Source organism: Sporolactobacillus sp. BBK16-2, assembly GCF_059878335.1.
This window is the reverse complement of the sequence record NZ_CM187611.1, coordinates 2880409-2893798: the sequence shown is the minus strand read 5'-3', so window position 1 is coordinate 2893798 and position 13390 is coordinate 2880409. Positions and strand designations below refer to the sequence as shown.

Here is a 13390-nt window from a genome sequence, read left to right as displayed (position 1 = left end):
AGCAGAAGGAGGATAACAGAGATGCCACTTTTTGAAGAAGGCCTTGTGTCTTTGTCTCAAAAGTTACATAGCAAGGAAATTAAGGCATCCGATCTTGTCGACGAAGCGTTCGCACGTATTCATGAAGTCGATGGAGACGTGAAGGCGTTTCTGACCTTGAATGAAGAGGCTGCCCGCAGCGAAGCGAAGGCGCTTGACGAGAACGGCACAGCGGAAGAAGCGATTCTTTCAGGAATGCCGATCGGAATTAAAGACAACATGGTCACAAAAGGTTTGAAAACAACCTGCGCCAGCCATATTCTTGAAAACTACGATCCGCTCTATGATGCTACCGTAGTTGACAAGGTTAAGGCGCAAAAGGCAATTACGATTGGAAAATTAAACATGGACGAGTTTGCGATGGGTTCATCGACCGAAACATCGTCCTTTGCCATTACGAAAAATCCATGGGATTTGGAACGCGTTCCTGGCGGTTCCAGCGGTGGTTCTGCTGCAGCAGTTGCTGCGGGCGAAGTCCTGTTTGCACTAGGAACAGACACCGGCGGTTCGATCCGTCAGCCATCCGCATTCTGCGGCGTGGTCGGCATGAAACCGACCTATGGCCGCGTGTCGCGTTACGGTTTAGTGGCATTTGCTTCGTCACTGGATCAGGCCGGACCGATCACGCGTACCGTCGAAGACAACGCCTATCTGCTTGAAACCATTGCTGGACTTGACCGCCATGATTCGACGAGTGCTGATGTACCGGTTCCGCACTATGCTGCGGCACTGACCGGCGACATCAAGGGTCTCCGCGTGGCAGTACCAAAGGAATACTTGGGTGCCGGTATTGATGAATCCGTTAAAGAGAAGATTCGCGCGGCAATTAAACAGCTTGAATCGCTCGGAGCGGTGATTGATGAAGTTTCACTCCCTCATTCTAAATATGCTGTTCCTGCTTACTATATTATTGCTTCATCTGAAGCATCGGCGAACCTCGCTCGTTTCGACGGCGTGCGCTATGGCGTGCGTGCGGAAACAAATGATTTGATCGACATGTACAAGAAGTCGAGAAGCGAGGGCTTTGGTGAAGAAGTCAAACGTCGGATCATGCTTGGAACCTTTGCGCTCAGCTCGGGCTACTATGATGCTTACTATAAAAAAGCACAGCAGGTCCGTACGCTGATCAAACAGGATTTTGAAAAAGTGTTCCAGAATCATGACATCATTGTAGGACCGACAACGCCGACACCAGCGTTTAAGGTCGGCGAAAACATCGATGATCCATTAACGATGTACGCAAACGACCTTCTGACAATTCCAGTTAACCTTGCCGGCATTCCGGCAATCAGTTTGCCATGCGGACTTGCAGATGGACTTCCGGTCGGTCTGCAGATGATCGGCCGTCCATTCGGCGAAGAGACGCTGTATCGCGCCGCACATGCTTATGAGCAAACAGCCGGATTCACATTAACGCCTGCCAAAGGGGCGATGAATAAATGAGTAATTTTGAGACAGTCATCGGACTTGAAGTCCATGTCGAATTGAAAACGAAAACAAAAGCATTCTGCGGTTGCGCGAACCAGTTCGGCGCTGAACCGAATACGAATACATGCCCGATCTGCCTTGGACATCCGGGCGTGCTGCCAATTCTGAACCATGAAGCGGTTGATTATGCAATTAAGGCCGCACTGGCACTGAATTGTGAAGTTGCCCGAGAGACGAAATTCGATCGGAAAAACTATTTCTACCCCGATAATCCGAAAGCGTACCAGATTTCTCAATTCGATCAGCCGATCGGACGCAACGGGTACATCGAGATTGAAGTCGAAGGCAAAAAGAAACGGATTGGTGTACACCGTCTGCATCTTGAAGAAGACGCTGGAAAGCTGAGTCACTTGGAAGACGGATCAGGCTCTCTCGTCGACTTCAACCGTGTCGGTACACCGCTGATCGAAATCGTATCTGAAGCAGACATGCGCGATCCTAAAGAAGCGTATGCCTATTTGGAAAAACTGAAAGCAATCATGCAGTACATTGATGTTTCCGACGTTAAGATGGAGGAAGGCTCACTCCGCTGTGACGCCAACATCTCCCTCCGCCCGTACGGTCAGACAACATTCGGGACAAAGACCGAGCTCAAGAACCTCAACTCGTTTACTTTTGTTGAAAAAGGTCTTGCCTACGAAGAAATGCGCCAGGAACGCGTGCTGCTTTCCGGCGGCGAAGTCGTTCAGGAAACACGCCGTTATAATGACGCGACGAAGACAACGACCGTCATGCGCGGAAAAGAAGGCTCCGACGACTACCGTTACTTCCCGGAACCGGATATTATTAAGTTGAAAATCGACCAAGAGTGGATTGATAATATTCAAGCGGAGATTCCGGAACTTCCGGATGCGCGCCAGAAGCGCTACGTCGAAGAACTCGGTCTTCCGGAATACGACGCAATGGTGCTCACTCAGACGAAGACGATGTCCGACTTCTTCCAGGCTGCAGTTGCTGAAGGCGCTGATGCTAAGCTTGTCTCCAACTGGCTGATGGGCGAAGTATCCGCATACCTGAACAGCAATTACAAGACCATCGACCAAGTGCCAATGACGGCGCAAGGCTTGGCCAAGCTAGTTCAGTTGATCGAAAAAGGCACAATTTCCAGCAAGATCGCCAAGAAAGTCTTCAAAGATCTGATCGAAAAAGGCGGCGATCCGGAAGAAATTGTTAAAGCAAAAGGACTCATTCAGATCTCTGATGAAGGCGCGCTGCGCGACATGCTGGCGCCAATTCTTGAAGCCAACAAGCAATCCATGATTGACTACAAGAACGGTAAAGATCGCGCCCTCGGCTTCCTTGTCGGCCAAGTCATGAAACAAACACACGGCAAAGCCAACCCGAAAATGGTCAACAAGATCATTCTTGATGAAGTGAATAAGCTGTAAAAAATGTAGTATCGGAAGCGAGCGAGACCCCTGTTGATCAGGAGTCTCGCTTTTTTTATGGCGAAAGGCAAAGTGCTCGATAAATCAGCGAAAGTGCTCGATAAACTTTTCAAAACGCTCGATTAAATCAGTGTGCCCATAAAAATGGTCATTTGTCGGCGCAAATCCCTCCAATTTAATACATGCGGCTAGTTGTGCATGAATTTTTTCACAGGATCAATTTTGATTTTAAAAATCGTTTACAATATAATAATATAAGGAAGTTGAGCATCCCAGAGCACCTGCTCACTCCATTTACGTAAACGCATCCAAATACATTGGATCAAATAAATAATGATTAGTGATCATCTGAATCGGACACAATGAATTGAGAATGATCGTAGATAAGTCTAGTGAAATAATTCATACGGCATAAGAACTGAGCCGACATGAGTAGGCTCCTTTTGTACTATAAGAAAATATATAAAATTTAAGGAAAATAGTATAAGTGCAACTAAGACTTCGCCTTCGTCAGAGGCTTGGCGAAGCCAAGTTTTCTAATGTTTCTGCGCACGAATATCTTTATCTAGAGATTGATTGGGTGATAATCATGAAGAAGGCTAGAATCATTTATAATCCTACGTCAGGACGGGAGCTTGCGAAAAAAAATATAGCCTATATCCTTGACCGGCTTGAAGATGCGGGATACGAAGCGTCCGCCTATGCGACCAAAAGGGAAGGGGACGCAACCAAGGCTGCACGCAAAGCGGTCAAACGGAAATTCGATCTCGTTGTTGCGGCAGGCGGCGACGGCACCATTAATGAAGTAATTAGCGGACTTGCTGAGATGGACTACCGCCCGAAGCTCGGAATCTTGCCTTTAGGTACAACCAACGATTTTGCCCGGGCTATCGGTATACCGCGTGACATCGTCAAAGCCTGCAATGTGCTGTGCGACGGTCATGAGATGCCCATTGATATTGGAAAAGTCAACGACCGTTATTTCGTGAACATTGCCGGCGGCGGTAAGCTGACGGAGCTGACCTACGACGTACCAAGCAAACTGAAAACGATGATCGGTCAATTAGCCTATTTTATTAAGGGCATCGAAATGCTCCCATCAATACGGCCGATCAAAGTCAAAATTGATTATGACGACCGCACCTTTGAGGGCGACATCATGCTTTTCCTCGTCTCCAACAGCAATTCGGTCGGCGGATTTGAAAAATTAGCGCCGGATGCCAAGATGAATGACGGCCTGTTTGATCTAATTATTCTGAAGGCGGCAAATCTTGCCGAATTTATTCGCCTTGCAACCATGGCGACACGCGGTGAGCATATGAAAGATCCGAAAGTCATCTACGCACAGGCGAGCCGGATCAAAATCGAAGCTGAAGAAAAAATGCAGCTCAATATTGACGGCGAATACGGTGGCGATCTGCCTGGCGAGATCGTCAATCTCTATCACCATCTTCATCTTATGGTGCCGAAAGAAACCGAGGATGCGCACCTCCTTGCGTCCGAGCAGGATGTCAAGCAGCTTCAATAAAACAGGAGCCATGAACTGTTCAAGGTTCATGGCATTTTTTAATTTTAATGCGATGTACGTGTGTTTTCTCATAAGAAAATAGGCAAACCGGTCGATAAAACCGCAAAAGCGACTGATAAGCCGTAGACACTAACAAGTAGGAGTTCTAAAAATGTCTGAATCCAATGTACCAGTAGCGAAAAATCAACAGCTGGAAGTCACCTTCAACGATCTGACTCAAGACGGGTCCGCTGTGGCTAAGGTCGACGGTTATACACTATTCATCCCCGGCGGACTGCCCGGCGAAAAAGCAATCATCCAAGTGATCAAAACGAAAAAAGACTACGGCTACGGTCGCTTGATCGAGCGGACTAAGACAAGTGATCGCCGCGCAGAAGCACCATGCCCATACTATCCGCAATGCGGCGGCTGCTCCATTCAACATATCAGCGTAGAGGGTCAGCTTGCCTACAAACGGGAAATCGTTCAGAGCGCTTTGGAACGGATAGGCGGACTATCCGCTATCCCAGTTGAACCAACGCTTGGCATGGACGAACCATGGAATTACCGCAATAAAATTCAAGTACCGGTCGCCATACAAAATGGCAAGTTTGCCTTCGGTTTTTACAAACCGCGCAGCCACGAAATCGTCACCATGGATCACTGCATGATCACTGATCCACTGATCGATGAAATTGTACAATCTGCACGCCAAATTGCCGAAGAACATCACATCATGCCCTATGACGAAACGAAGCATCGCGGTGTGCTGCGCCATGTCATGGCACGCGTTGGCAAGAAAACCGGCGAAGTGATGGTCGTCTTTGTCACGCGCAGCGAAGAACTCCCGCACCGCAAAACGCTGATTCAGGGACTCACCGAGCGCTATCCGCAGATCAAGTCGATTGCCCAAAATATTAATACAAAGCACACCAACGCGATTTTCGGCAACGAAACGAAAACCCTCTGGGGCCGTGACGTGATTTACGACCAAATTGGCGACGTCACCTTTGCCATTTCGGCGCGATCATTTTTCCAGGTTAACCCTACTCAGACCGAAGTCCTTTACGGGAAAGCCTTGGAATACGCCGGATTGACCGGAAAAGAAACCGTGATTGACGCCTACTGCGGCATCGGTACGATTTCCCTGTTTCTTGCCAAGGAAGCAAAACATGTCTATGGCGTCGAGATCGTACCCGAAGCGATCGAGGATGCACGGAAAAATGCCGAACTCAACAAAATCACAAATGCCACGTTCGAGGTCGGCAAGTCGGAAGATGTGATTCCAACATGGCGTGATCAAGGGATCGATCCTGACGTCATTGTTGTCGATCCACCGCGCAAAGGTTGCGACGCCTCACTGATCGATACGATGATCGCCATGCAGCCGCAGCGGATCGTCTACGTCTCCTGCAACCCGGCAACGCTCGCACGCGATCTGAAACTGCTGACAGCAGGTGGATTCGAGATCAAAAAGGTACAGCCGGTTGACATGTTCCCGCAGACAATGCATGTGGAGTTGGTGGTGCAACTCATTTTAAAATAGTAGAAAACTTGCCCAGTCTTGAGACTGGGCTAAAGTCTTTAAGTGGCACTTAATTTAATAGGGGTTGGAAATTTGTGATTGTAACGGCACAATTATTTCGGAGCCTGTTTTCTTCTTAAGTGTTATAAGCACCTGAACATCTACTCTATTGTATGATAATTCTTTTTGAATGAATTATAATAAAAGTAAAGGTATTGGTAGGAGGAGGGCTGGATAAAATGAAATGGCAAGAAGCGAGGGAGCTATTTCCAAATCAGTTTCTTTTGGTTTCAATTCTTGATTATCATGAAGAAGGTGACAAGAAAATTGTTGATGAAGTAGCCCCAATAAGAACCATTTCCGAAAAGGATGCAAACAAAGAATTCTTCCGTGCTAAAGAAGGAACTATTGTTTATCACACATCTAATGAAGAATTTGTAATTTACATTCGCAGAGATCCTTTAATGAAAGTGAGAAGAATCTAATGAAGCTTTCATATGATGGGCAACTTATTACAACAACTCTTTATGTGGAATTTCGTGGAATGGCAGTAGAAATTAATGATGTAATTGTCGATACAGGATCTTCTCATACAGTAATTAACCCGGATATTTTGGAGAAAATTGGAGTTAGATATGAAAATGGGGACGTGATTTATGAAGCTTATGGGATAGGTGGAACTGTTCCGTTTTATACAAAAGTTATGGACAATATTAAAATTGATACATTTTCTATTAAGAATTTTGAAATAGATATAGGAATGTTGCCTAATAATCACAATGGATTACTAGGGTTAGATATTTTAAAATCATATAACTTTACAATTGACCTAGAAAACTTGGAGTTAAATCCTTCGAATTAAAGTTTGGTGCCTGTCAGAGCGACCGAGCTTAGGTCGTAACATTTAGCGGGTGGGGATTCCCGTCGAGTAAGGGTTAGCCACCCACTCGTAGCGAGTTTTGGAGGATAGGAGGTAACTCCTATCCTTAAGCGTAAACAGTTAGATGATTCGACAAGTGACAGGCACCGAAATGACTATTTCATTATGCCTCGCTCAAAAAGCAGGACATGTTTATGGGATTGAAATTGTTCCTGAAGCGATAGAAGATGCAAAGAAGAATGCCGAATTAAATCAAATAACAAATGCCACTTTTAAAGCAGGACAAGCAGAAAAAGTCATCCCAGAATGGTATGATCAAGGGATAAAAGCTGATGTCATTGTCGTAGATCCTCCGCGAAAAGGCTGCGATGAAGCCCTTCTTCAAACCATGATCGACATGAAACCGAAACGAATTGTGTATGTGTCTTGTAATCCAGCGACATTGGCAAATCACGTTATCAGGGTCATTTTTTTTCCGTTTTGTAGAGGTTACGCTAATGCTTGTTTCACGCTGCTGCACAAGGTTTCCAATGTAATGCTCATTGGAAAGAATCCCTTTAACGGTTGACCCGTGCCAAATGGAGCTCGCATTTTTTTTATGAGCTACCTGTGATGGGGTGGGAATCTTCTCTTTCAGCAATTGCCTCGCTATATGGTCAATTCCTTGGCCAGCAATATAACATTTAAAGATCCGCTGTACAACGTCAACAGTAGAATCGTTTCGTGAAATTAATTGTTTATCCACAATGGTATAGCCGTACGGTGGGATTGATCCGTTAAACTCGCCGTTCTTTGCTTTTATTTCAAATGAGTATTTTATCCGTCTGCTCATGGTTTGCGACTCATTCTCATAGACCCATGCATAGAGACCATACATATTTGTCTGCTGTTCAACTGAGTTGATTGCCCCATCCAGTGTGATTATGTCGATTCCACTATTTACCAAAAGACTATTTAATACTTTGTAGGACAATTCCCCATTCCGAGCGAGACGAGATAGCTCCTTTGCAAGGATAACATCGAACTTGTGTCCTTTTGCATCCTGAAGCATTTGTTGAAAGCCCGGTCTCTTTATAGCCTTCGTGCCACTTTGCACGTCTGAATAAATCTTGTAAAGATCCCATCCACGCTCCACAATGTAGTGTTCAAAAATTTCTCTTTGGTTAACTAATGATTTTTTTTGTTCCTCCTTATCTGTTGATACACGAACATAAACAGCACATCGTTTTGTCATGCCACTTCTCCTCCTGATTTGGAAGAGTCAGTGGAATTCACCGTACATTTAGAGTAGGCCGCTCCAACAATTGTGTCAATTTTATCCTCAACAATATCAATCAATAGATCTTCAGCAGTAATCCCTGCCCTATCGTTGAAGATCCTTTCTATAGTCATAGAGAGTAACCCTCCTGATTGTCAAATTTTTATGTTGACATTTGATGCATCAAATGATATCCATTGACTATAGTCAATAACATTTTGTACCAGAAGTGGTATATAATATCTATACTTTTGTGAGGAGAGCTTTATGGATAAGGTTTTAAACTATTTGGAAACAGTAGATTTTAAAGAAAAACTGCAAAATGTTTATGACCGACTGGAGGAAGTGGAACCACTTCCATTTCTTGGTCATACGCTAAGTACAAAAAGATTAAGTAACTTTGAAATGGCACTAAGAAAACAAAATAAAAAACAAAAAACGTTGATTGAAATGTTAAACGAACATTTAGCTGCTAAGGAAATGACCCAGCAGCAACTTGCAATGAGGTCGTATTTAACGAAGGGATACATAAGTAATATTTTCAATCGACGTATTAATCCCTCAAAATCTAAGTTGTTTCAAATAGCTTTGGCACTTGAACTATCTCTGGAAGAAACAGCAAGGTTGTTAAAAACAAGGGGTTTTTTGCTGAATGACTCTGATGATGGGGATAAAGTTATTATCGCTTGTATTGAAAATCAGGAGTATGACCTTGATAATGTTCATGATCTGATGGAGGAGTACGCTCACATTGAATTCCTATAGCCAGTCATTTGTCGAATAAATACGCAAATATTTTTGAAGTAGGTAAATAGTGGCTTAAAATAAAAACAAAAAAGCAACGCATTCATGTTGAATGAGTTGCTTTTTCAAAAACGCTCGCACTCAAATTGAATGAGAGCAATTCATATTATACGCAAGAACGATTCTAACTATCCATATGTTATTATTAATTTAACATGTTTCGTGTTAAATTTCAAGGGGAAAGGATTGGTGCTTAGGTATGAGTCACTTGTTCAATACGTTTCATACTCAAGAAATACATGTGTTTTTTGATGAATCCGGCAAGGAAAGTGATCGTCCTAATCTCTTAGGGTCACTTTCAATTCCTAAAAAAATCTATGAGCAAAAAGAAATACAATGCATGAACGAGTCCTTGAGAGCTAACCAGTTTAAAATACATTGGAAGAATTACAATGGCAATTCATTCGTTAAGGAAAAGATTGTTGAGTTAATTGACCTTTTTATTCAATATGAAGAGTACATAAAGTTTAATGTCATTAATTATCATTATGGATTCCTAAAGGACCAGCAATCCTTTACAAAACAAGACAGGGACATAGCAATTTATTCAAAATTTCCCGAACGATTAATTTATGGTCTAATTAGAGGTTACGGCAGTGAGACTCATATTGTTGCTAACATTTTTATCGATAAATCAACGGAATATGAAAAATTAAAATTGGATGAGACATTAATCTCAACTCTTAACAGTCAATCGTTGTACAGAGGAGAAAAATTTTACGCACAGGATTGTGAAATGTTGCCCAAAAATAGTGAAATTGGTTTGGAACTGATTGATGTGCTATTAGGGATAATCAGAACCATAATTATAAATCCTCAAATTACCGAAATGAGCAGTAAGATTAAGCAGGCTAAAGTATCTCTGACCACCGAATTACTCAAAAATACTAAATTAATTCAAACACTAAGTGGATTAAAATATTTTGAATGGCGAGGCAATCCCAGATTGACACAGATAGATTTTCTGGATTATATTCACGCGTTTTTAATTCGACAAACCTACTGATATGAATCAACTGCAGGGGGGACGACCATACGGATCGGTCCGAACCATTGAAGTTTTCAGGTTTAGTTCAGAGACTGGCCAGAACAGACCAACTATAAAGAATGGGACATTAAGCAAAGAAACTATACTTAATGTGGACTTTCGGACAAATTGTTATAAAATTCCGGGAAAGTCAGGATAATAAGATGATTCACCAGTTCAATCCTAAGAGAAAATCAATCCAGGTAGTTCATGCCACTATTGAGGATTACAGAAGCTTCTCCAGTGAATAATTTATTTGTAATAATAGGCTATCAGGATTAAAAATCAGTAACATAGCCTATTGAATTACCAACAATTAAAGATCAACAAAAGATGGAATGGAGAACTTCTTCTGTTGGGCGGAACTCTATAAAATTAACGTACCGAAGAAATATGGACAAGGAATGAAATGATCAAATCTTACAATTTTCTTTGATCATTTAACCACTAAAAGCAATAGTGAAATATCATTCTGTCCCCTCGAGCCATGTTGAGATAGTCGCACTGCTACAAAGGAATTTGTAATTAAACAACAGGAAATGAGGAGCTCTGGAGTGGATAATGAAAAAAGGAAGTTGTCACCAGAACAACGTGAAGAAATACTCGGTGTATTGAAAGCCCGTTTTGAGAAAAACATGAATCGTCATAAAGGACTTGAATGGATTAAAGTACAAGCAAAGCTAGAAACTAATACTGAAAAACTGTGGTCCCTCAATGAAATGGAAATAACCGGCGGTGAACCGGATGTTGTTGGTCACGATATAAAGACAGATGAATACATTTTTTATGATTGTTCAGTGGAAAGCCCTAAAGGTCGCAGAAGTTTTTTTTACGACCGTGAGGCACTGGAATCAAGGAAAGCACACAAACCAGAAAACAACGCTTTAGATATGGCTGCTGACATGGGTATTGAGATATTAACGGAAGAACAATACCGGGAGCTGCAGAAACTTGGAAATTTCGACAATAAAACATCGAGCTGGGTGAAAACACCTTCTAATATTAGAAAACTCGGTGGGGCCATCTTTTGTGATCGTCGCTACGACACTGTCTTTGTGTACCACAATGGAGCAGAGAGCTACTATGCTGCCAGGGGTTTCCGGGGCTCGTTAAGGGTCTGAATTTTGGTTTGAAACGCAGCCAGGTGAAAGGACGCTGGCGGCTTATACCTCATGGGGATAGATATCGCCAAAAGGTTGGATTATCAAAATTCTTTTGTTAATTTGTATAAGAGTTATGTGATTTCGCATGTCGAGTGCATGGTGCAACTTCATCGGTAAATGTATAACTAAAAAATAAACTTCTGAATCAAAATAAACATTTCCGATTCCGACCCTGATTTCGTGAAAAAAATTTTCCGATTTCGGGGTCCTTTCTCTACTATCACTTGCCCTGCCTTGATTTTGCCTTCAACCAACTTTCTGAAGACTTTTAGCAAAGTTAGGAGCTTGAACCCCAGATCATATTTTTAAAATATTGGTAAGTTAAATTGTGAATAATTAGGATAACATTAAGTACCATCCCGGTGTTTCAAGTTAATTTTGACAGGTCACCGATTATTATCGGATAATACGATAAGGTCTCATCATCTCATAATCCTCGTGCTCCAAGATATGACAGTGCCATATATATAACCCGGTAAATGGTCCGAACTGCATGATGATTCGAGTAACTTGCTTCGGATTAGCTCGAACGGTATCTTTCCATCCTCGTTCTTGTGGTTCCGGCGGCATTGCCGGACCTGTATAGTCGATAACCTTCTCCTTGTTAAACGTATCAACATCGAAATTTCTTCGGTCAAGTATTTGAAAATCAATTAAGTGAAGATGAATTGGGTGTGAATTACCAGTTACGTTGATGAGGTACCATATCTCGGTTGCCCCTAATTTTGGATTTTCTGATATGGGTGCTGCCCATGGTTTATGATCCAATAGCATCCATTCACGACCGTACTGATCCATAGTATCATTTAATGTTAGGTATCTTATCCTCGAAACTGACTGTTCTTTTATTTTTGGAACAGGTATTATATTAGCTGGAATTGTACTCGTGTCAACACTTGATAAAGGAAGAGTTACTCTAAATTGCATCACTTGCCCAACCGTAGATGGATCCGGTTTGTCACCCCTTGGAAAAGGAGCGGGGGCATCATTTGTCATGATAATATTCTTCCCTTCTAAATTGGTAAAATCAATGATCACGTCTGCCCTTTCTGCAGGGGCTAACATGATTTCCTTGATACCAATTGGATAGTCCAACAACCCTCCATCAGTCGCAATTTGATACATAAGTTGTCCAGAATCAAGCTTAATCCTATAGAAACGCGTGTTGGATGCGTTTAAAAGCCTAAAGCGGTATTTACGTGGTTCCACTTTTAAATAAGGCCATACTTTACCATTTACTAGAATCGTATCCCCAATAAATTCAGGAGTAATCGACGTTTCTAATTCAGGAATCGGTTTTTCTGGTTGCTTCGGGTAGTAAAGCGAACCATCCTTATTAAATGTCCGATCTTGTATCATAAGAGGAATCTCATAGTTCCCACTCGGTAAATTCAATGAACGTTCCCGATTTTCTCTGATAAGATAGAATCCTGCTAAACCTGCATAAATATTTAGCCGCGTAATACCGAGCGTATGGTCATGATACCATAACGTGCAGGCATGATTGCAATTATCATATCGATATATTTGCTTTCTAAAATATGGGCCCACGTGTTTGAAGCCCTTTGTAAACCAAGCCTCTGGGTAGCCATCGCTTTCCCATTCAACGCAAGCACCGTGTACGTGCACGACTGTTCTTACATCAGGCACGTCCCGATGGGCACCATGAACCGTATAATCGATTGGAAAAAGGTGCTTATCAGGAAGATTGTTCATCCATTTAATCAACACTTTTTCTCCACGTTCGACTTCAATTGTAGGCCCTGGATAGCCATCTTCGTACCCCCAAACAGTTGAGTCATTTAACTGACGATGAAGTGATTGACGGAATTCAGTCATAGTTACTTCGTAATAAGTATAGAACTGATCTTTCCATCGAGGTTTTAAAATAGGTGGGATGGGTAGTTCGTCTACAAATTTAGAGAGAATCATCATTCATCTCCTTAATAACAGACTGCAAAAAGCAAGTCATGGGTATCAAATGTTTAATCATCGTGAGGACGACTGAATAAAAGTCGTTTTAAAATCGTTTAAATGGGTGACTTTGATCCTTTTGATCCATGGCAACCTTCTATAGAAATAATTTTCTTCTATAGAATGTTTATGTTGTTCACGACAAATATAGTAAAAAAAGTGGTAAAAAGTTGTTTGCTTTCAGCACAGGTAAGCGTCAAATCCCGCACCCCTTCTGCACAGGCCAGTGCGGTTATCTACAGTGTTGTGGAGACAGCGAAAGAAAACGGATTGAACCTTCAAGTATCTGTCTTGACTTTTTCATCCACGGATCTGATGGAACAACTTCTCCGGTCAA

The 13390-nt window shown here is 42.5% G+C and carries 11 protein-coding genes and 2 pseudogenes; 10 read left to right on the top strand and 3 right to left on the bottom strand.

Annotated elements, in window-relative coordinates:
- Positions 1 to 21: 21 nt before the first annotated feature.
- From gatA to AC6F33_RS14295, 7 genes and pseudogenes are all read left to right on the top strand, one after another.
- Positions 22 to 1482 carry an Asp-tRNA(Asn)/Glu-tRNA(Gln) amidotransferase subunit GatA gene (gene gatA / locus AC6F33_RS14325; RefSeq protein WP_500777333.1) on the top strand — a complete coding sequence of 487 codons (1461 nt, stop codon included), beginning with the start codon at positions 22 to 24 and terminating at the stop codon, positions 1480 to 1482.
- Complete coding sequence (gene gatB, locus AC6F33_RS14320) at positions 1479 to 2915, top strand: Asp-tRNA(Asn)/Glu-tRNA(Gln) amidotransferase subunit GatB (protein ID WP_500777332.1); 1437 nt, start codon at positions 1479 to 1481, stop codon at positions 2913 to 2915. The genes gatA and gatB overlap by 4 nt, the downstream gene beginning before the upstream one ends.
- A gap of 589 nt (positions 2916 to 3504) precedes the next feature.
- Positions 3505 to 4443 carry a diacylglycerol kinase gene (locus AC6F33_RS14315; protein WP_500777331.1) on the top strand — a complete coding sequence of 313 codons (939 nt, stop codon included), beginning with the start codon at positions 3505 to 3507 and terminating at the stop codon, positions 4441 to 4443.
- A 151-nt stretch (positions 4444 to 4594) separates the two neighbouring features.
- Positions 4595 to 5968 carry a 23S rRNA (uracil(1939)-C(5))-methyltransferase RlmD gene (gene rlmD, locus AC6F33_RS14310; protein ID WP_500777330.1) on the top strand — a complete coding sequence of 458 codons (1374 nt, stop codon included), beginning with the start codon at positions 4595 to 4597 and terminating at the stop codon, positions 5966 to 5968.
- Between the two features lie 218 nt (positions 5969 to 6186).
- Entirely contained in the window at positions 6187 to 6432 is a 246-nt protein-coding gene (locus tag AC6F33_RS14305) for a hypothetical protein (protein ID WP_010023864.1), read from the top strand.
- Positions 6432 to 6809, top strand: coding sequence for a retropepsin-like aspartic protease (locus tag AC6F33_RS14300; RefSeq protein ID WP_010023866.1), 378 nt, complete (start codon positions 6432 to 6434; stop codon positions 6807 to 6809). Before AC6F33_RS14305 ends, AC6F33_RS14300 begins: the two co-directional genes overlap by 1 nt.
- A 172-nt stretch (positions 6810 to 6981) precedes the next feature.
- Positions 6982 to 7275 (top strand): annotated as a pseudogene (locus AC6F33_RS14295) (methyltransferase domain-containing protein); the annotation flags it as partial.
- 21 nt (positions 7276 to 7296) lie between these two features.
- Here the strand turns inward: AC6F33_RS14295 and AC6F33_RS14290 are convergent.
- Positions 7297 to 8061: pseudogene (locus tag AC6F33_RS14290) on the bottom strand (recombinase family protein); the annotation flags it as partial.
- Positions 8058 to 8219, bottom strand: a complete 162-nt coding sequence (locus AC6F33_RS14285) for a hypothetical protein (protein ID WP_500777329.1) — start codon at positions 8217 to 8219, stop codon at positions 8058 to 8060. The pseudogene AC6F33_RS14290 and the gene AC6F33_RS14285, both read right to left, overlap by 4 nt.
- A 133-nt stretch (positions 8220 to 8352) precedes the next feature.
- Here AC6F33_RS14285 and AC6F33_RS14280 point away from each other — a divergent pair, with 133 nt between their 5' ends.
- The 3 genes from AC6F33_RS14280 (at position 8353) to AC6F33_RS14270 (ending at position 11037) form a co-directional block, all read left to right on the top strand.
- The gene (locus AC6F33_RS14280; RefSeq protein ID WP_500777328.1) at positions 8353 to 8850 is read left to right on the top strand and encodes a helix-turn-helix domain-containing protein; all 498 of its coding nucleotides are present in this window, start codon (positions 8353 to 8355) and stop codon (positions 8848 to 8850) included.
- Positions 8851 to 9088: 238 nt separating this feature from the next.
- Positions 9089 to 9895, top strand: a complete 807-nt coding sequence (locus AC6F33_RS14275; protein ID WP_093674433.1) for a DUF3800 domain-containing protein — start codon at positions 9089 to 9091, stop codon at positions 9893 to 9895.
- A 575-nt stretch (positions 9896 to 10470) separates the two neighbouring features.
- Entirely contained in the window at positions 10471 to 11037 is a 567-nt protein-coding gene (locus AC6F33_RS14270; protein WP_500777327.1) for a DUF4256 domain-containing protein, read from the top strand.
- A 438-nt stretch (positions 11038 to 11475) separates the two neighbouring features.
- Here AC6F33_RS14270 and AC6F33_RS14265 read toward each other — a convergent pair whose 3' ends face one another.
- Positions 11476 to 13011 (bottom strand): multicopper oxidase family protein, encoded by a 1536-nt coding sequence (locus tag AC6F33_RS14265; protein ID WP_093674435.1) that lies wholly within the window; start codon positions 13009 to 13011, stop codon positions 11476 to 11478.
- Positions 13012 to 13390 lie beyond the last annotated feature (379 nt).

Coding starts and splice junctions, on each gene's coding strand:
- gatA (WP_500777333.1), top strand. CDS start 22: ATGCCACTTTTTGAAGAAGGCCTTGTGTCTTTGTCTCAAAAGTTACAT.
- gatB (WP_500777332.1), top strand. CDS start 1,479: ATGAGTAATTTTGAGACAGTCATCGGACTTGAAGTCCATGTCGAATTG.
- AC6F33_RS14315 (WP_500777331.1), top strand. CDS start 3,505: ATGAAGAAGGCTAGAATCATTTATAATCCTACGTCAGGACGGGAGCTT.
- rlmD (WP_500777330.1), top strand. CDS start 4,595: ATGTCTGAATCCAATGTACCAGTAGCGAAAAATCAACAGCTGGAAGTC.
- AC6F33_RS14305 (WP_010023864.1), top strand. CDS start 6,187: ATGAAATGGCAAGAAGCGAGGGAGCTATTTCCAAATCAGTTTCTTTTG.
- AC6F33_RS14300 (WP_010023866.1), top strand. CDS start 6,432: ATGAAGCTTTCATATGATGGGCAACTTATTACAACAACTCTTTATGTG.
- AC6F33_RS14285 (WP_500777329.1), bottom strand. CDS start 8,219: ATGACTATAGAAAGGATCTTCAACGATAGGGCAGGGATTACTGCTGAA.
- AC6F33_RS14280 (WP_500777328.1), top strand. CDS start 8,353: ATGGATAAGGTTTTAAACTATTTGGAAACAGTAGATTTTAAAGAAAAA.
- AC6F33_RS14275 (WP_093674433.1), top strand. CDS start 9,089: ATGAGTCACTTGTTCAATACGTTTCATACTCAAGAAATACATGTGTTT.
- AC6F33_RS14265 (WP_093674435.1), bottom strand. CDS start 13,011: ATGATTCTCTCTAAATTTGTAGACGAACTACCCATCCCACCTATTTTA.